14 protein-coding genes are annotated in these 19185 nt (G+C 69.0%); 7 read left to right on the plus strand and 7 right to left on the minus strand.

Annotated features, from left to right (window positions below; all coding sequences use genetic code 11):
- Positions 1 to 56: 56 nt before the first annotated feature.
- The 3 genes from ASG37_RS14745 (at position 57) to ASG37_RS14755 (ending at position 4607) form a co-directional block, all read left to right on the plus strand.
- Positions 57 to 2426 carry a DUF3772 domain-containing protein gene (locus ASG37_RS14745; RefSeq protein ID WP_055761941.1) on the plus strand — a complete coding sequence of 790 codons (2370 nt, stop codon included), beginning with the start codon at positions 57 to 59 and terminating at the stop codon, positions 2424 to 2426.
- Entirely contained in the window at positions 2423 to 3169 is a 747-nt protein-coding gene (locus tag ASG37_RS14750; protein ID WP_055761944.1) for a dienelactone hydrolase family protein, read from the plus strand. The genes ASG37_RS14745 and ASG37_RS14750 overlap by 4 nt, the downstream gene beginning before the upstream one ends.
- Positions 3170 to 3230: 61 nt before the next feature.
- A complete protein-coding gene (locus tag ASG37_RS14755) occupies positions 3231 to 4607 on the plus strand; it encodes a M20/M25/M40 family metallo-hydrolase (RefSeq protein WP_082448521.1) in 1377 nt (458 codons plus the stop codon).
- On the opposite strand, the gene ASG37_RS14760 is transcribed toward ASG37_RS14755, so the two are convergent.
- From ASG37_RS14760 to ASG37_RS14770, 3 genes are read right to left on the minus strand one after another with little or no spacing between them, the layout of a single operon-like run.
- Positions 4591 to 5040 carry a c-type cytochrome gene (locus tag ASG37_RS14760; protein WP_055761947.1) on the minus strand — a complete coding sequence of 150 codons (450 nt, stop codon included), beginning with the start codon at positions 5038 to 5040 and terminating at the stop codon, positions 4591 to 4593. The genes ASG37_RS14755 and ASG37_RS14760 overlap by 17 nt on opposite strands.
- Positions 5037 to 5888, minus strand: coding sequence for a glycosyl transferase family 1 (locus ASG37_RS14765; protein ID WP_055761950.1), 852 nt, complete (start codon positions 5886 to 5888; stop codon positions 5037 to 5039). Before ASG37_RS14765 ends, ASG37_RS14760 begins: the two co-directional genes overlap by 4 nt.
- A gap of 32 nt (positions 5889 to 5920) precedes the next feature.
- On the minus strand, positions 5921 to 6580 hold the full coding sequence (locus ASG37_RS14770; protein WP_055762440.1) for a GntR family transcriptional regulator: 660 nt from the start codon (positions 6578 to 6580) through the stop codon (positions 5921 to 5923).
- Positions 6581 to 6775: 195 nt separating this feature from the next.
- Here ASG37_RS14770 and ASG37_RS14775 point away from each other — a divergent pair, with 195 nt between their 5' ends.
- Together ASG37_RS14775 and ASG37_RS14780 are read left to right on the plus strand one after the other, a co-directional pair.
- Entirely contained in the window at positions 6776 to 7462 is a 687-nt protein-coding gene (locus ASG37_RS14775; protein ID WP_055761954.1) for an extensin family protein, read from the plus strand.
- Between the two features lie 49 nt (positions 7463 to 7511).
- Positions 7512 to 8375 (plus strand): TIGR00730 family Rossman fold protein, encoded by an 864-nt coding sequence (locus ASG37_RS14780; RefSeq protein WP_055761956.1) that lies wholly within the window; start codon positions 7512 to 7514, stop codon positions 8373 to 8375.
- Between the two features lie 149 nt (positions 8376 to 8524).
- On the opposite strand, the gene ASG37_RS14785 is transcribed toward ASG37_RS14780, so the two are convergent.
- The 3 genes from ASG37_RS14785 to ASG37_RS14795 form a co-directional block, all read right to left on the minus strand.
- Positions 8525 to 9058, minus strand: a complete 534-nt coding sequence (locus ASG37_RS14785; RefSeq protein ID WP_055761959.1) for a SixA phosphatase family protein — start codon at positions 9056 to 9058, stop codon at positions 8525 to 8527.
- Positions 9055 to 11757 (minus strand): ATP-dependent DNA helicase, encoded by a 2703-nt coding sequence (locus ASG37_RS14790; RefSeq protein ID WP_055762443.1) that lies wholly within the window; start codon positions 11755 to 11757, stop codon positions 9055 to 9057. The genes ASG37_RS14785 and ASG37_RS14790 overlap by 4 nt, the downstream gene beginning before the upstream one ends.
- 178 nt (positions 11758 to 11935) lie before the next feature.
- The gene (locus ASG37_RS14795; RefSeq protein ID WP_055761962.1) at positions 11936 to 12829 is read right to left on the minus strand and encodes a bestrophin family protein; all 894 of its coding nucleotides are present in this window, start codon (positions 12827 to 12829) and stop codon (positions 11936 to 11938) included.
- 92 nt (positions 12830 to 12921) lie between these two features.
- Between ASG37_RS14795 and ASG37_RS14800 the strand changes: the two genes are divergently transcribed.
- The gene (locus ASG37_RS14800) at positions 12922 to 14490 is read left to right on the plus strand and encodes a lysine--tRNA ligase (protein ID WP_055761965.1); all 1569 of its coding nucleotides are present in this window, start codon (positions 12922 to 12924) and stop codon (positions 14488 to 14490) included.
- A 109-nt stretch (positions 14491 to 14599) separates the two neighbouring features.
- On the opposite strand, the gene ASG37_RS14805 is transcribed toward ASG37_RS14800, so the two are convergent.
- Positions 14600 to 15877: an N-acetylmuramoyl-L-alanine amidase gene (locus ASG37_RS14805; RefSeq protein ID WP_055761967.1), complete on the minus strand. Its 1278-nt coding sequence runs from the start codon at positions 15875 to 15877 to the stop codon at positions 14600 to 14602.
- 460 nt (positions 15878 to 16337) lie between these two features.
- Between ASG37_RS14805 and ASG37_RS14810 the strand changes: the two genes are divergently transcribed.
- Positions 16338 to 19154, plus strand: a complete 2817-nt coding sequence (locus ASG37_RS14810; protein WP_235525257.1) for an Rne/Rng family ribonuclease — start codon at positions 16338 to 16340, stop codon at positions 19152 to 19154.
- The last annotated feature ends 31 nt before the right edge of the window (positions 19155 to 19185 follow it).

Here is a 19185-nt window from a genome sequence, read left to right on the forward strand (position 1 = left end):
GCGCCACGAAGGGAACCGCCTTGGCGTGCCGCGACGATGACGATAGGCCATGCCGCATGACGCCGCTTTCCCGGATCGTGTTCGCCCTGTTCGTGCTGCTGATGGCGCCTGCCGCCTGGGCGCAGTCGGACCCCGTGGCCTATGCCCCCCGGCTCGACCGCGCGGCGAACGAGCTGGGCACGGTCGATGGCCTGCTCGACACCCGCCCCGAACGCGATGCCCGCGCTACCTTGCGCACCCGTGCGCAGGTGGTCCGCAGCGACACGCTCGACGCCGCGCAGCAGTCGCAGGCCGAACTGACCCGAATCGACGCGCGCCTTGCCCAACTGGGGCCTGCCGCGACCGGCGAGGACCCGGCGATCCGCAGCGAACGCGCCGCACTGGCCCGCCAGCACGGCGTCCTCGATTCGGCGACCAAGCGCGCGCGGCTGCTCGCGGTCGAGGCGCAGCAACTGATCGACGAAATCAGCGCGGGCGAGGCCGCCGAATTCAGCCAGAAGCTGTTCGGCAAGGTATCCTCGCCGCTCACGCCGGCGTTCTGGAGCGCGATCCTCCACGCCATACCGCGCGACCTGCACCGGCTGCAGCGCTTCGTCGCCGTCGAGGCCATGACGATCGGCCGGCCGGGGTTGCACCATCTATGGCCGCTACTGACCGGGCTGGCCGTCGCCATCGCGCTGCTGGGACCGGCGCGGCTGGCGATGGGGCGGGTCGGGCAACGCCTGCTGATCGAAGGCGCACCGGGCCGCCGGGTCCGGCGATCCGCCAACGCGCTGTGGCGGGTGCTGGTCGGCACGCTCGCCCCGTTGCTGGCGACGGCGGCGGTAGTGGCGGGTGCGCGCTGGTCGGGGCTGATTGCCGACCGCTGGGACGGACCGCTCGACGCATCGATCTTCGCGATCGGGTTCGCCAGCTTCGCCAGCGCGGTGCTCGGCGCGGTGCTGATGCGCGGCCAGCCGAGCTGGCGCGTCGCGCCGATCGGTAACGATGCAGCGAACCGGCTGCGCCCGTTCTCGTTCCTGCTCGCGGGTCTCGCGGCGGTCGCGGTAATGCTCGATTCGATCAATGCCGCGATCGGCGTCAGCGATGCGGCACGCACCGCGGCGCATGCGCTGCTCGCCCTGCTCCACCTGTCGCTCATCGCCGCCGCGCTGTTCGCGATCGGCCGGCTGCGCAGCACGCGCGACGACGGCATCACCGCCCCCGCCGATACCGGGCGTGCCGCGATCGCGCTGGTCGCATGGGGCATCGTCGTGGTCGCGCTGCTGGCGCTGGTGATCGGCTATATCGGCTTCGGCCTGTTCCTCGGGCAAATGGTCGCGTGGACCGTGGTGCTGGGCGGCGCGGTCTATCTGGCGCTCACCGCGATCGACGATGTCGCGACCTCGGCGTTCGATCGCGGCAGCCGGCTGGGGATCGCGCTGATCCGTGGGCTGGGGGTGCGCGGTGGCACCGTCGACCAGTTCGGCGTGCTGCTGTCGGGCGTGTTGCGGGTCCTGCTCGCAGTCGTCGCGCTCGGGCTGTGGCTGCTGCCGTTCGGCGGCAGCGGCGTGGCGGACGTGTTCGCGCGGCTGGGCGATCTGGCGCGCGGGGTCGAGGTCGGCGGGGTCGCCATCTCGCCCGGCGCGATCCTGCGCAGCATCGTCGTGCTGGTCATCGGGCTGACGCTGGTGCGCGGCTTCATGCGCTGGCTGGAGGGGCGCTATCTTCCCGCCACCGATCTGGATGGATCGGGGCGCAATTCGGTCAGCCTCGTCGCGCGCTATATCGGCATCGCGCTGGCGGTCATCTGGGCGCTCGCCTCGCTCGGCATCGGGATCGAACGGATTGCGCTGCTCCTCTCGGCGCTGTCGGTCGGCATCGGCTTCGGGCTTCAGGCGATCACCCAGAATTTCGTTTCCGGCCTGATCCTGCTCGCCGAACGACCGATCAAGATCGGCGACCTGATCCGCGTCGGCACTGACGAGGGCGATGTGAAGCGCATCAGCGTGCGGTCGACCGAGATCACGCTCGCCGACCATTCGACGCTGATCGTCCCCAATTCCGAACTCATTACCAAAAGCGTGCTGAACAAGACGCTGGCGTCACCGCTCGGCCGGATCCAGATCCAGTTCTCGGTCCCGATCGGCACCGATGCGGCGCGGGTCCGTGCGATCGTCCTCGAAGCGTTCGCGCGCGAGGATGCGATCCTCACTGATCCGGCCCCTGCCGCCTTCATCGATTCGATCATCGACGGGCGGATCGCGTTCAACTGTTTCGCGCATGTCGATTCGCCGCGCTCGGCCTATGGCGCGCGCAGCAACGTGCTGCTCGAACTGCTCGTCCGCTTTCCCGCCGAGGGGATCGAGATGGGCACGGTGCCGCAGCGGCTCGAACTGGTTTCGCCCTTGCCAGCACCGGCCGACGACCGCACAGGCACCCCATGATCCTGCTGACCGATCCACCCGTCGACCTGCCCGTCCACGAGGGCGCGGTGATGCGCACCCATGTGTTCCGCCCGGCGGCGGAAGGGCGCTTCCCCGGTGTCGTGCTCTATTCGGAAATCTATCAGGTGACGGCGCCGATCCGGCGGCTGGCGGCGTTCCTCGCCGGGCACGGCTATGTCGTGGCGGTGCCCGAGGTCTATCACGACTACGAAGCGCCGGGCACGGTACTAGCCTATGATCCGGCGGGGACCGATCGCGGCAACGACCTGAAATTCGCCAAGCCCGTCGCCGCGTTCGATGCCGATGCGACGCGGGTGATCGACTGGCTGGAACGCCATCCCGCCTGCACCGGCGCGATCGGTGCCGCCGGCGTGTGTCTGGGCGGGCATCTTGCCTATCGCGCCGCGCTCGACGCCCGGGTGCGCGCCACCGCCTGCTTCTATCCGACCGACATTCATTCGGGCACGCTGGGTGAGGGCCGAAGCGACGACAGCCTCGCGCGGATCGGCGAGATCGCCGGCGAACTGCTGTTCGTCTGGGGGCGGCAGGACCCGCATGTGCCTTTCACCGGACGCCAGGCGATCCGCGAGGCAATGGAGGTCGCCGGCACGGCGTATGAATGGCACGAGGTCAACGCGCAGCACGCCTTTCTGCGCGACGAGGGGCCGCGTTACGACCCGGCGCTGTTCGTGCAGGCGACGGCATGGATGCTCGCCTTGTTCCAGCGGGCGTTGCGCGACTGACGCTTGCGTGGACGCGGGCGGCGCGGCACCAAGCGCTGTCCGCTTAGTGGGAGATCGAGTGATGCGCCGTCTGGCTGCCCTGTTGTCCGCCGTCCTGCTCGCCACTCCCGCGCTGGCGCAGGGTCCGACCACCCCCGGCGGCCGGGAAGCGCTGTCGCTGCTGTCCCGGGGAATTGCGTTCCGCACCGTCGCCGGTCAGGGGCAGGTGCCGGTCTATGCCGCGTATCTGAAGGCGCAACTGGTCGCCGCCGGCCTCCCCGCCGAAGCGATCGAGTTCGTGGCCATGGGCGATACCGGCTATCTGGTGGCGCGCTATGCCGGGCGCGACCGGGCGGCCAAGCCGACGGTGCTGCTCGGCCATATGGACGTCGTCGCCGCCGATCCGGCCGACTGGACGCGCGATCCGTTCACCCCGGTGGTCGAAGGCGGCTATGTGTTCGGACGCGGATCGCTCGACAACAAGGGCGATGTCTCGATCCTCATCGCCACGCTGATGCAGTTGAAGCGTGCCGGCTGGGTGCCGGCACGCGACGTCGTGCTGCTGCTGACCGGCGATGAGGAAACGACGATGGCGACGACCCGCGCCGCCGCCGAACGGTTCAAGAACGCCGCACTGGTGCTGAACGCCGACGCCGGCGGCGGCACGTTGGACGAGGCGGGCAAGCCGACCGTCTATGGCTTGCAGGCGGCCGAGAAGGTGTACGGCGACTTCCGCCTGACGATCACCGATGCCGGCGGCCATTCCAGCCGCCCGGGACCGGTCAACGCCATTGCCCGGCTGGCGGCGGCGGTCGGCCGGATCGCCGCCTATCGCTTCCCGCCCGAACAGAATGCGATCACCAAGGCGTATCTGGCAGGCAGCGCCGCCAACAACCCCGGCCCCACCGGCGACGCGATGCGCGCCTTCGCCGCCAACCCGAACGACACCGCCGCCGCCGATCTGCTGTCGTCGAAGCCCGAATTCGTCGGACAGGTCCGCACCACCTGCGTGCCCACGCAGTTCAACGGCGGGCATGCGCCCAACGCGCTGCCGCAGCGCGCGGTCGCCAACATCAACTGCCGCATCTTTCCCGGCACCTCGCGCGCGTCGATTCAGGCGAAGCTGACCAGCCTCATCGCCGATCCGGCGATTCGGATCGAGCTGATCGACAACGGCACGATCGAGGCGGGAGCCTCCCCGCTCGAACCGCGCGTGCTGGCGGCGGTGCGGGCGGCGGTGGCGAAGCGCGCGCCGGGCACGCCCGTCATCCCGGCGATGGAAGCGGGCGCGACCGATTCGATGCACTTTCGCGCGCGCGGCATCCCCGCGTTCGGCATCGGCAGCGTGTTCATGAAGCCATCGGACGAATTCGCCCATGGTCTGAACGAACGCCTGCCCGTCGCGTCGTTCGATGCCGGGGTCGCGTGGTGGGAATCGCTGCTCAGGGCGCTGGCGTGATCGGTCCTGCCGAGCGCAGATAGGCGATGACGTCGGCACGCCGCAGCGGGTCGGCGATCCCGCCGAACATCATCCGCGTCCCCGGCACCATCGCGGCGGGGTTCGCCAGCCAGCGGTCCATCGTCGCCGCGTCCCATCGTCCGCCATGGTCGATCAGCGCCTGACTATAGCCGAAGCGCGGATCGGCGGCGACGGCGCGTCCCATGATGCCGTACAGATTGGGACCGGCGAGCGCCTGCCCACCCTGTCCGATCGTATGGCACTGGCCGCATTGCCCGAAGGCGCGTTTGCCGGCATCGACGCTGGCGACGCGCAGCAGCGCGTCGAGCGAGGGGTTCGGCCCCGCCGCGCGCAATCGGGCCGCGCGGTCGTCGTCACCACCGCCGCAACCCGCCAACAGCACCGCCAGCGCGAACATCACCGCCGCTCTCATCGATCGCGCCGCACCGTTTCCCACGCCACCCGCTGCAACGCGACCGCCGTCTGCGGCGACAACCCCAGATCGCGCGCGGCGCGCTCGTCTGCCCCTAGCTTGCGCACGTCATGGCCCGTCACCTGTCCGAAGATCGTCAGCGCCTCGAGATAATAGCCCTCGGTGCTGCCGTGATAGTGATCGTTGCCCCACAAGCCGATCTTGCCCGGATCGATCCCGTCATAGGGGTTGGCGTCGGCAAGGCCGGCGGCGATCGCGCGGTTCCACGCCAGCCCGACCGGCACGACGCGGCGGACGCCCGGTGCCTGCCGCTTCGCCGTCCGGTTCGCCCTCGCCAGGTCCTCGGCCATCGTCGCGATCGGCTTGCCCGACCACGGGCTGCCGGGGCGGTAGGTCAGATCGGCGCGCGACCAGGTGCTGACCAGCCGCACGTCGGCCCGGGGGTTGCGCGCGCGGACCAGGGCGGCGATCCGCGCGGCGGCGGCGGCATGGCGCGTCGGATCGCCCGGCCGCTCCGCATCGAGCGTCGAATAGCCCTGCAACAGCACCACGTCCCATTGCCGGTCGATCTGCGCGCGTTTGTTGGCGGCGTGATACGCCAGATCCTTGCCCGGCGACGTTTCGAGCGACACCCGCCAGTCTAGCCCGGCCTGTTCGGCGAAGCTGCGGAACAATGCGGGCACGCCGCCGATCCCCTCCCCGTTCAGGTCGGTGACGCTGTCGGGGCGGTAGCGTTCGACCGGCGACCCCGCGCCGAAGGTGAAGCTGTTGCCGATGAACAGGATATCGCGCGCCGGCGCCGGCGACGCGAGCAGGATCAGACCGAGGGTCAGGACGATACGCAGCATGGCGACCACCCTATCGGGTGCCGCCCCCGGCGTCACGCCGCCTTGCTGGCGGCGTCGAATTCGGTGCGCAGATCCTCGATGGTGCCGATCAGATGGCCCTTCAGCATCGCTTCCACCGCCGCCCCGTCGCCGGCCATCCATGCGTCCAAGAGCAGCTTGTGTTCGACATGCGCGCGGTCGCCGCGTCCGGCAGGGCGCAGATGGGCGACGACATAGCGTTCGGCGAGGACCGACAGGCGCTCGACCAGTTGCACGGTCAGCTCGCGTCCCGGCGCGCGGACCAGCGCGGCATGGAACGCGCGGTTGCACGCCGCCGCCTCGACCAGATCGCGGGTCATCGCCGCGTCGAGCCGTTCGAACGCATCCAGCAACTGCGCGCGATACGTGTCGTCGGCACGGGTCGCCGCATAGGCGGCCGCCGCGGGTTCGACGACGATGCGCAGCTCGTAGATTTCCTCGGCCTGTCCCGCCGACATCGGCTGGACGGTATAGCCCCGGTTCGCCTGGCTGGCGATCAGCCCCTCCTGTTCCAGTCGAGCCAGCGCCTCGCGCAGCGGAATCTTGCTCACGCCCAGTTCGGCGGCGAGCGAATCCTGCCGGATCGGCGCGCGTTCGATCAACGCCCCGCTGACGATGCGTTCGCGCACGATTTCGAAGACGCGGTCGGACAGGGTACGGACGTGAAGCGTCACACGATATTCCTTCGGCGGCGGAGGCATTCACGCCGAAGCGTGTCGTTAGGCATATGCACTGATTGTTTCAGATGCCCGCCCCACGATCAATCCGCTTTGTGACACCGGTATCCAAAATATCTTCGACGTGAGTGGGTTACCGCCGATCGCATCCCGACTTGCGCGCGCGGACCGCGCATGGGACGTCACCGGGCAATGTCCGCGTCGTGGTTCCATGCCCTTGCCCTCTCCGCGATCCTGCTGTTGTCGGCCTGCGCCGGCGGCGAGCGCGATACGCCGGCACCGCCCGCCATCCGCCCCCGTGCCGGCGGACCGATCACGCTGACCGGCGCGACGCCGCGCGACACGCAGCAATGCTATGCCGATCTGTCGGCGGCGGGGGTCCGTTTCAGCCCGCTGCCCGACCGCGATTACGGTTCGGGTTGCGTGGTGCTCGGCGCGGTGCAGTTGCTCGACATCGGCGTGCCGGTTGCGGGGCTGAAGGCGATCCGCTGTCCGGCGGCGCGGGCGATGATCGGCTGGATCCGCCATGGCGTGCGCCCGGCGGCACGGCAGATGCTGGGCAGCGACGTGGTGAAGATCGACAGTTTCGGCACCTATGCCTGTCGCGGGATCGTCGGCGGGGGTGCGCGCTCGGCCGGGCGGGTGTCCGAACACGGCCTTGCCAATGCGGTCGACATCGCCGCCTTCGTGCTGGCCGACGGGCGGCGAATATCGATCGAGCGCGACTGGAACGGCGACGATGCCGACAAGCGCGAGTTCCTGCGCGTGATCCAGCGATCGGCCTGCAAGCGATTCGTCACCACCCTCACCCCCGATTACAACGCCGCCCATTACAATCACCTCCACCTCGACATGGGCGGGCGACCGCTATGTCGTTGACGTATCGCGCTTGCTTGGGCGGGGGGCGGTGCTTACAAGTCCATCGTCTATGACCGACACCAAAGTCCCGTCCCGCGTGTTCCGCGGGGCCAAGCAGGAAGCCGAAGCCGCCCGCACGCAGCTCGCCACCCCGCAGACCGAGCATCCCGCCTATCGCCTGGCGTTCCAGGACATGGAATTCCTGCTGCGCGAGGATCTGCGCCCGGTGCGGTTCCAGCTCGAACTGCTCAAGCCCTCGCTGCTGCTCGACGAGGCGAACATCGCCTCGACCTTCGTCATCTATGGGTCGGCGCGCATTCCCGAGCCGGACAAGGCTGAAATGCTCCTCGAGCTGGCGCAGGACGATGCCTCGCGCGCGATCGCCGAGCGGATGATCGCCAAGGCGCGATATTACGACGTGGCGCGCGAGCTGGCGTTCCATGCCAGCCAGTTCCCCAACGACACGAACGGCAAGCGCCATTTCGTCGTGTGTTCGGGCGGCGGTCCCTCGATCATGGAAGCCGCCAATCGCGGCGCGAACGAGGCGGGCGCCGAATCGATCGGGCTCAACATCGTCCTGCCGCACGAACAGGCGCCCAACCCCTATGTCACCCCGGCGCTGTCGATGCAGTTCCACTATTTCGCGCTGCGCAAGATGCACTTCCTGCTGCGCGCACGGGCGGTGGCGGTGTTCCCCGGCGGCTTCGGCACGTTCGACGAGAGCTTCGAGCTGCTGACGCTGATCCAGACCGGCAAGATCGATCCGATCCCGGTGCTGTTCTATGGCCGCGAGTTCTGGGAACGGGTCGTCAATTGGGACGCACTGGTCGAGGAAGGCGTGATCTCGGCCCGCGATCTCGACCTCATCACCTTCGTCGAAACGGCTGAGGAAGGCTGGGACGTGGTCAAGCGGTTCTACGCCGACAAGAAGTAGGCGGTTCGGTTTCGAAGCTTACGGATACCGTTATGCTCCCCTCCCTGACAAGGGAGGGGTCGGGGGTGGGTAGGCTTGGGGCAGGCGGATACGTTCCCTCTCGGGCCGACCCACCCCCAGCCCCTCCCTTGTCAGGGAGGGGAGTCGTTCTAGTCGTGGCCCGGCCCCAGCGTCGGGTCGAGGTCGCGTGGGCGGGTGAAGCGGATCAGGTGGCCGCAGCCATCGTCCGCCGCCGCCCAGTCGCCGTCCAGTTCGAGCACCGCGACCGAGGCGGTCGGGAATTTCTCCTCGACCGCACCGCGCAACGGATTGCTCTCGGCCGACAGCAGCAGGACGAGATCCTCCAGCCCCGGATTATGCCCGACCAGCAACGCGCGATCGGTATCCGCCGGCAGCGCGCGCACCACGTCGAGCAGCGTCGCCGCCGATGCGAGATAGAGCGAGCGGTCGCTGTTGCACGCGGGCAGATCGCCATAGCCACGCCCGAAATGATCGAGCGTCTGCACCACGCGAAGCGCGGGGCTGGCGACGAGATGATCGAAGCGCAGCGCCTCGCGCAGAAGATGCCGGCCCATCGCGGTCGCGGCGCGCGCGCCCTTGGCGTTCAGCGGCCGGTCGAAATCGCGTGCGACGGGATCGTCCCAGCCCGACTTGGCGTGGCGCAGCAGCGTCAGCGTCTTCATGAAGGCGGCTCCATCGACAGGGCAGCCGCCCCATGCCCGACTTCGCCCCCCAAGGAAAGGGCGCGTGCGACCGCTTCGTCGAGGGTGCAGCGCGTGACCGGCGTCCCTTCGGGAAACGCCCCCAGCAGGCGCGAGGGCATGGCCGACGACAGCAACACGAACAGCCCGCGATCATCGGCGCGGCGGATCAGCCGCCCGAACGCCTGCGCCAGCCGCGCGCGCACCACCCGGTCATCATAGGCGCTGCCGCCGCCGGCCAGCCGCCGCGCGGCGTGGAGTACGCCAGGCTTCGGCCATGGCACCCCCTCCATCACCACCATCCTGAGCGACCGGCCGGGCACGTCGACGCCGTCGCGCAGCGCATCGGTGCCGATCAGCGAGGCGCGCGGATCGTCGCGAAAGATGTCGACCAGCGTACCGGTATCGATCGGGTCGACATGCTGGGCATAGAGCGGTAGCCCGTCGCGCGCCAGCCGGTCGGCGATACGGGCATGGACGCCGCGCAACCGGCGGATCGCGGTGAACAGGCCAAGCGTGCCGCCGCCCGCCGCGACGATCAGCCGGCCATAGGCGTTGGCAAGCGCGCTCAGGTCACCGCGGGTCACGTCGGTAACGATCAGCACCTCGGCCTGCGTCGCATAGGCGAACGGGCTCGGCGCCTCGAAATGGTCGGGACTGCGCAGCAGGTGCGGCGCGCCGACCCGCGCATCGGCGGTCGCCCAGTCGCCGCCCGCGCGCAGCGTCGCCGAGGTGACGAGTACGCCATGCGCCGGTTTGAGCACCGTTTCGGCGAACGGCCGGGTGGGGTCGAGCCAGTGGCGGTGCAGCCCCATGTCATATTCGCGCCCCTCGACCCGGTCGACCGCCAGCCAGTCGACGAAGTCGGGATCGGCCGGGCCGCCGATCCGCGCGAGCAACCGGCCCCATGCCCCGACCGTCTCCGCCCGCCAGCCAAGCGAAGCGATCGCCCCTTCGCAGCGCGCGCGCGCCGGGCCGTCGAGCCAGTCCGGCCCCTCGGCCAGCACCGCCTCCAGCCGTTTGCCGAGCGCCACCAGCGGGCGCAGCAGCGCGTCGAGCGCCTGCGCGGCCGGCGCGGCGGCATCGACCAGTTCGGGCGGAGGTTCGGCCAGTTCGGTCTCCAAGCCGTACCCCGCCTCGCCATCCTTCGCGCGGGCGAACACGACGCCGCGCACCGCGCCCAACAATGCCTCGACCGGGCCGAACGGCGCGCCTTCCTGCACCCGCGCCAGCCAGCCGTCGGCGGGGAGCGCGCGCGCCGCCTCGACCGCCGCCGCCACCGCCGCACCGCCTGCCGCGTCATAGCTCGCCACGTCGGACAGGCGCGCCGCCAGCCCGCGCCGCCGCCCGCGCCCGCCGCCTTCCGGCCCAAGCACCCAGCGGCGGATCTCGATCGCCTCTGCCCCGGTCAGCGCGGCGGAGAACATCGCGTCGGCGGCATCGAACAGGTGATGCCCCTCGTCGAACACATAGCGCGTCGGTCGCGTGCCCGTCTCGCGCCCGCGCGCGGCATTGACCATCACCAGTGCATGATTGGCGATGACGATGTCGGCCTTGGCCGAGGCCCGCGCGGCGCGTTCGATGAAGCATTTGCGATACTGCGGGCAGCCGGCATAGATGCACTCGCCGCGCCGGTCGGTCAGCGCGGTCGATCCGTTGCGGCGGAACAGCGTCGGCAACCATCCGGGCAGGTCGCCGCCGACCATGTCGCCATCGGCGCTATAGGCCGCCCAGCGCGCGACGAGATGGGCGAGGATCGCCGCCCGCCCCTGAAACCCGCCCTGCAACGCATCCTCGAGGTTGAGCAGGCACAGATAGTTTTCGCGCCCCTTGCGCGTCACTACCCGTTCGCGCCGTAGCGCCGGATCGGGGAACACCCGCTCGCTTTCCTGCGCCAACTGGCGTTGCAGCGCCTTGGTAAAGGTCGATACCCATACCGCGCCGTCCGCCGCCTCCGACCACAGCGAGGCGGGGGCGAGATAGCCGAGCGTCTTGCCGATGCCCGTTCCCGCCTCGGCCAGCACCAGATTGGGGGTGTCGCGCGCCATGCGCGGCGCGAAGGCGGCGGCGGCGGCACCGGCAAAGGCGCGCTGGCCGCTGCGCGCCTCGGCACTCGTTCCGGTCAGCCGCGCCAGCCGTTCGCCGATCGCATCGGCGGCGAGCGTGATGTTGCGCGGGGCGGCACGCGGCGCTTCCTCGTCCCATTCGGGAAGCTTGGTGAACAGCCAGCGTTCGGCGGTTTCGGGCTTGGGCAGCACCTGCCCCAGCGCCGGTGCCCATGGCCAGCGCAGGCGGAACAGCGACTGGGCGGCGGTCCATGCCCCTTCCTGTTCGGGCCATGGCGCCGATGCCGTCTCCAGCAGCCTGACGGCCGCCGCGCGCAACGATCCCGCGACCTCGGCCTCATCGACCGGGACCGGCTGGCCCAGCGCCTGTGCCAGCCCCTTGGGCGTCGGCACCGCGAACCGCGCGGGATGGACGAAGGCAAACAGTTCGAGCAGGTCGAGCCCCGACAGATCGGCATAGCCCAGCCGCTGCCCAATCAGCGGCGCATTGAGCAGGATCGTCGGCGTATCGGCGGCGCAGGCGATCGCCTCGCCCCGACTGACCTCGCGCACACCGTCACTGTCGGCGATCCAGACCCCCGAATGGCTGGCGTGCAGGGCGGGATAGGGCAGCATCATTCCGCCTTACCGCCGGACGGTCAGGAACGGAAGCGGAACGCTTCGCCCGTGCGGTTTTTCCGTGATGGCGATTGGCCCGATCGCGGCCCGCGTCCCCGCCCGACAACCGCCGGCCGGGGGATCGTCATCGTCGCCGGGCGGGCCGCGACGATCATCAAAATGGCCGGACGTTCGCTTACCACAGCACGCCCTTGTGCGGCGTTGCCGGTTCGGGTGCGGGATCGCCGATGCCCTGCAACAGATCGATCTCGATCGTGCGGCACATGGCGCACAGCGGCAGATCGTGGACGGTATTGGCGAAAGGATCGGTCAGATCCTCGCCGATCTGGAGCACGGCAAGGAACATCAGCCCGGCGATGCCCGACCCCAGCGGCGTCGCCACGCCCAGCGTCTCGACCAGTCCGATCGGCAGCAGCACGCAGAACAGGCGGGTGAACAGCGCGGGGAAGAAGCGATACTGGTTGGGCAGCGGCGTGTTCTTGATCCGCTCCATGCCGCCCTGCGCGTTGGCGATGTCGATCAGCACCCGCTCTAAGCTGTGCTGCTGCATGCTGTCGATCCAGCCGCGGCGATGGCTCTCGGCGATGCGCATGCCGGTGCCGTCGAGCAGCCCGTTGGCGGTGTTGGTGCGCCCGAGCGGCTCGCCCGCCTCGTCGCGCGACAGGAAACGGTGGACATCGTCCTTGGGGTCCTGTCGCCGCAACTGGCACCGCAACGCATTGACGTAGGCGATCTGACGCAACACGATCGAACGCTTGAGGTCACGCTTCTCGCCCTCGTCTTCCGGCCCCAGAAACGCGATCGCGCCGCGCGCCAGGTTGCGCGAGGCGTTAATCATCGACCCCCACAGGATGCGCCCTTCCCACCAGCGCTGATACGCCGAGTTCACCCGGAAGCCGAGGAACAGCGCCAGCGCCGACCCGAACAGCGTCAGCGGCAGGCTGGGCGCACGGAAAGGCAGCACGAAATAGATGATGGTGACGATCACGTCCCAGACGAACAGTCCGGTCGCCGGCTTCCAGACTTCGGCGATGATCCGCGTATAGCGGGGGGTAGCGGTCACGATCATGCGCGTTCGGTACGCGCAAATGGTGACATGGTTGCGTTGCGAAATGTTGCACAATGTAGAAATCGCGCGCCCAACCGCGTATCAGCAGCGCCATGACCGACGACACCCTCCGCAATGCAGCACTGGTTTCAAAGGCTTGGCCGTACGAAGAGGCGCGCAAGCTGCTCAAGCGCTATCCGAACGGAAAATCGGATGGCGCGGCGATCCTGTTCGAGACGGGCTATGGCCCCTCGGGTCTGCCGCATATCGGCACGTTCAACGAGGTGCTGCGCACGACGATGGTCCGCCGCGCCTTCATGGAATTGTCCGACCAGCCGACGCGGCTGATCGCCTTTTCGGACGACATGGACGGGTTGCGCAAGGTGCCGGACAATGTCCCGAACGGCGACATGCTGCGCGAACACCTCGGCAAGCCCTTGAGCGAAATTCCCGATCCGTTCGGGACGCATGCAAGCTTCGCGGCGCACAACAACGCGCGGCTGCGCGGCTTCCTCGACCAATATGGCTTCGACTATGAGTTCGCGTCGTCGACCGACTATTATCGCGGCGGCCGCTTCGACGAGGCGCTGAAGGGCGTGCTGCGTAACATGCAGGCGATTCTCGACATCATGCTGCCGACGCTGGGGGCCGAACGCCGCGCGACCTATTCGCCGGTGCTGCCGATCAGCCCGACGTCGGGGGTGGTGTTGCAGGTGCCGGTCGAGGTGCTCGACGCCGACACCGGCATGGTCGCCTTCGTCGACCAAGGGCAACGGATCGAACAGTCGATCCTGTCGGGCGGGGCGAAGCTGCAATGGAAGGTCGACTGGGCGATGCGCTGGGCCGCGCTCGGCGTCGATTACGAGATGGCGGGCAAGGATCTGATCGATTCGGTGACGCAGTCGTCGAAGATCGCGCGCGTGCTGGGCGCCCGTCCGCCCGAAGGCTTCAACTACGAGATGTTCCTCGACGAACATGGCCAGAAGATCAGCAAGTCGAAGGGCAACGGCCTCAGCCTCGAACAATGGCTGACCTATGGCCCGCCCGAAAGCGTCGCCTTCTATGCCTATCGCGAGCCCAAGAAGGCCAAGCAGTTGCACTTGGGGGTCATCCCCCGCGCGATCGACGAATATTGGCAGTTCCGCGGCAATTACGCCGATCAGCCGATCGAACAGAAGCTCGGCAATCCGGTGCATCACATCCACGGCGGCGAACCGCCGGCCGACACGCTGCCGGTGACGTTCGGGCTGCTGCTCAACCTCGTCGGGGTGATGGGCGACGCGACCAAGCCGCAGGTCTGGGGCTATCTCGCCAATTATGTCGCGGACGCCTCGGCGGAGCGCTATCCTGCGCTCGACGCGCTGATCGACCATGCGCTGGCCTATGTCCGCGACGTCGCCGACAAGCCGCTGCGTCGTGCGCCCACGAATGTCGAGCGGGCCGCGCTCGAACGGCTGGACGGCGAACTGGCGGCGATGCCGGGCGATGCCAGCGCCGAAGATATTCAGAACGTGGTGTACGAGATCGGCAAGACCGCCGGGTTCGAATCCTTACGCGACTGGTTCAGGGCCTGCTACGAAACGCTGCTCGGCACACCACAGGGGCCGCGCATGGGCAGCTTCATCGCGCTGTACGGCATCGACAATTCGCGCAAGCTGATCGCCGAGGCGCTGGCGCGGTAAGGACGACCTTCGTCATTCCCGCGAAGGCGGGAATCCATAACCGCGAACGTTTCGATCAATCCACGACGTCGGTGCATATCGATTCCCGCCTGCGCGGGAATGACGGCAATTACCGCGCCGCCATCCGCCGCGCGAAATACACCTCGACCGCGCGGCGGACGCTCTGCGCGATCGCGCGGCGACCTTCGGCGGATTCGAGCCGTTCGGCATCGGCCTCGTTCGAGATATAGCCGGTTTCGAACAGGATCGACGGCAGGTCGGGGGCTTTCAGCACCATCAGCGACGCCATGCGGTGGTAATTGGGCTTCAAGGGCACCTGCCCCTGCGCCTCGCGGCCGAGCAGCCGGGCGAAACCGGCCGAGGCGTTCATCGTCTCGCGCTGGGTCAGGTCGATCAGGATCGACGAAATATCGGCGCTCTGCTTGCCTAGATCGACCCCGGCGAGAATGTCCGCCTTGTTCTCGCGCGCCGCCAGCCGCGCCGCCTCGCGATCGGACGCGACTTCGGACAGGGTGTAGATGCTCGCACCCGTGGCATTGGGGTTTTCGGCACTGTCGCAATGGACCGAGATGAACAGGCTGGCCCCCAGCCGCCGTGCGATCGCATAGCGTTCCTGAAGGACGAGGAATTCGTCGCGGTCGCGGGTCAGCGCCACGCGCACCCGCCCGCCGTCGAGCAGCGCGTCGCGCATCGCGCGCGCGGCTTTCAGCGTCAGATCCTTTTCGCGCGCGCCGCTGTGCGGCGAGATCGCGCCGGGATCATGCCCGCCATGCCCGGCATCGATCACCACCAGCGGGCGGTCCGCGTCGCCCTGCACGCGCGGCAGCGCCATGCCGCCGCGCCGTGCCGGGACCGGCACCGATACCGTCGCGCGCCGGTCGACGATCATCGCGGCGCTCGACGACACCGGCACGCTTGCCGCCGCGACCAGTCCGGTGGAGAAACGCATCCGCCCCGCCGTCGTCGCGCGCAGGAACCGATCGGGGTCGACGCGGCGCAGGTTGATCGTCAGTTTGCGGCCATGATCCGAAAACCGCCCGCCCGTGACGACCGCCGGTTCGGCGAGGTCGAACACGATGCGCGCGCCATCGGCACCCCGCGCGCCCAGCCGCACCCCCGCTACCGGTCCACCGGTCGATCGACGGCCACCGGGCACCGCCCCGTCGATGTCCACCGCGATCCGGTCCGGCCCGCCGAGCAGGAAGGCGGCAGCCGCCCCGACCTGTTCGTCGAAGCGCACGACGATCCGGTCGTCGGACACGCGGACATCCTCGACCGCGCGTGCCGCGGCGGGTGCGCCGCCGAACCAGATCGACAGCATGGCGAGCATCCATCCCATGCCCTCGCTATGCCGTGGGTTCACAAACCCGGTCCAGCCCAAAACCATGATATGGCACCTGCCCCGACTATCGATGGTGATGGTGTATCCCACGCTCCTTCAACCCCGGGTGAACCAGCCTGCTGAATCGGCTGTTAACCTTTTGTTCGGCTTTGCTACGCTACCGCAACGATCCCGCAGCGCTGTTGCCGAGCGGCAGGGGCGGTGCTACGCATTAACCCACGTCGGTCTGGCCTCATGGTTTTCACGATCCGACGCGGCACCCCGCCGCGATCCGCTGCGGGGGTATTTCAGGTTGACGCTCGCATGTGGCAAGTTCCGTCCCGCCCCGCCCGTGCCGCTTTTGCGGCCGGCGTTCGGGCGACGGTGATGTCCCGGGAACCCGGGTTGCCCATGCCAGCAGACGCATTTTCCATCAATCGCGCGCAGGCCGGCGGCACACGACGCCCCGCCATGCGCCATGGCGCGCCGACGCGGACTGCGGTTCCGCGCGCCCGGAGAGTATCACATGACCACGAGGATGCTGATCGACGCACGCCACCGGGAGGAAACCCGGGTCGCCGTCGTCAAGGGTAACCGGATCGAGGAATTCGATTTCGAATCGGCCGAGCGCAAGCAGCTCAAGGGCAATATCTATCTCGCCAAGGTGACGCGGGTCGAACCGTCGCTCCAGGCGGCGTTCGTGGATTACGGCGGCAACCGCCACGGCTTCCTCGCTTTCAGCGAAATCCACCCCGATTATTACCAGATTCCCAAGGAAGACCGCGACGCGCTGCTGGCCGAAGAGGCCGAGCATGCCGCCGAGGAAGCGGCGCTGCGCGCGGGCGAGCATGACGACGACGTCGATTACGACGACGACGACCATCATGACGATGTCGACGGTGGCGTCGAACTGGTCGAGCGCGACGAAGACGACGACGATCACGAAGGCGACGAGGAGGGCGACGCCCCCGCCGCGCCGCGCCCTCGCAAGAGCGGCGGCGATGATGCCGCGGTCGAGGCGCTGCGCCAGCGCCGGCTGAACCTGCGTCGCCGCTACAAGATCCAGGACGTGATTCGCCGGCGGCAGGTGCTGCTGGTGCAGGTCGTGAAGGAAGAGCGCGGCAACAAGGGCGCGGCGCTGACCTCCTATCTGTCGCTCGCCGGCCGCTATTGCGTACTGATGCCCAATACCGCGCACGGCGGCGGCATTTCGCGCAAGATCAGCTCGGCCGCCGACCGCAAGCGGTTGAAGTCGATCATGGCCGAAATGACGCTGCCCGCGTCGATGGGCTGCATCGTCCGCACCGCCGGCCTCCAGCGCTCGCGCCAGGAGATCAAGCGTGACTTCGATTATCTCGCGCGGCTGTGGGACGGGATTCGCGACCAGACGCTGACCTCGTCGGCACCGGCGCTGGTCTATGGCGACAGCGACCTCATCAAGCGTGCGATCCGCGACATCTACAACAAGGACATCGACGAGGTGATCGTCGAGGGCGAGGACGGCTTCCGCCACGCCAAGGACTATATGCGGCTGCTGATGCCCGCGCACGCGCGCCGGGTGAAGCAATATGCCGATGCGGTGCCGCTGTTCCAGCGGGCGCATGTCGAGGATCAGTTGGCCGCGATGTACAATCCGGTCGTGCAGCTCAAGTCGGGCGGCTATCTGGTCATCAACCCGACCGAAGCGCTGGTGTCGATCGACATCAACTCCGGCCGATCGACCCGCGAACATAATATCGAACAGACCGCGACCGCGACCAACCTCGAAGCGGCGCAGGAAATCGCGCGCCAGTTGCGCCTGCGCGACATGGCCGGCCTCGTCGTGATCGACTTCATCGACATGGATCACGGCTCGAACGTCCGCAAGGTCGAGAAGGCGATGAAGGAGGCGCTCAAGAACGATCGCGCCCGCATCCAGGTCGGCCGCATCTCCGCCTTCGGGCTGATGGAAATGAGCCGCCAGCGGCTGCGCACCGGCGTGCTGGAGGCATCGACCCGCCAATGCCCGCATTGCGAGGGCACCGGGCTGGTCCGCACCGCATCGTCGGCGGGCCTGTCGGCGCTGCGGCTCATCGAGGACGAGGCGGCGCGCGGGCGCGGCTCGGTCATCATGCTGCGCGCGAGCCAGGAAGCGGCCTTCTACGTGCTCAACAAGAAGCGCGCCGACATCGCCGAGGTCGAGGATCGCTATGGCGTGATCGTCGAGATCATCCCCGATGCCGAGATCGAGGGCGCGCGCATGGCGGTCGAGGCGTCAGGCCCGCCGCCGGCGCATCCGCCGAAGATCGAGCCGCTGGTCGTCATCGACGACGAAGACGACGCCTATGACGAGGTCGAGGAAGAGGACGAGGTCGAAGCCGAGGACGAAGCGGTCGTCGAGGACGCGCCGCGTGCGCCGCGCAGCGACGACGAAGGTGAAGGCCGTGGCAAGCGCCGCCGCCGCCGGCGTGGTCGCCGCGGTCGCAACCGTGAGGAAGGCGAGGCCGAGGACAGCGAAGACGGTGCCGACGACGCCGAGCCGACCGACGAGGACGGTAGCGACGATGGCGAGGACGATGCTGTCGAGGAAACCGTCGAGGCGGACGCCGACACCAACGCTGCGGCTCCGGTCGAAGCCGGTGACGACAGCAACCGCCGCAAGCGGCGTCGGCGCGGTCGGCGTGGTGGCCGTCGCGGTGACGCTGCGTTCGATGCCGCCGATGGCGCGGTAGCGATCGCCGACCTGCCGACCGAGGACAGCGACGAGGGGGCGGAACCGGCCGCCATCGCCGCACCCGAGGCGGACGCCGAACCTGCCCCGCAGGCAGTGGTCGCAGCGGCGGAACCGGAAGCCGAACCGGCCCCGGCGCCCAAGCGGACCCGCCGCCGGCCCAGCGCCCGCGCCAAGGTCGAGGCAACGACGGCCGAGACGCCCGCCGAGCCGGTGACGATCGAGGCAGGCGATGCCGCGCCGGTGGTGACGCCCGAACCGGCGGCACCGGTGGAAGTGGAAGCCGAGGCCGAACCCGCGCCGAAGCCCAAGCGCACCCGTCGTCGCAAGGCCGATGCCGAAGCGGTAGCCGAACCGGCGGTGGAAGCACCCCCCGCGCCGGCCACGCCCGAGGCGGACGCCGAACCCGCGCCGAAGAAGCGCCGGGCACCGCGTCGCAAGGCGGCAGCTCCGGCCGAACCGGCCGTGACCGAGGCCGACGTGCCCGCTGATGCAGCGCCTGCCGCCGCCCCGGTGGCAGCGGACGTGCCCGACGCCGACGCCGAACCGGCGGAAGCGACCGACGATCCGTCGGAAGCGGGTGGCGACGCCAACGCGCCGCGTCGCGGCTGGTGGCAGCGCACCTTCGGCTGATCGCCGGGTTGAAGAATGGGGCGGCATCTCA

It is taken from the genome of Sphingomonas sp. Leaf407 (assembly GCF_001425385.1).
GTDB lineage: Bacteria > Pseudomonadota > Alphaproteobacteria > Sphingomonadales > Sphingomonadaceae > Sphingomonas.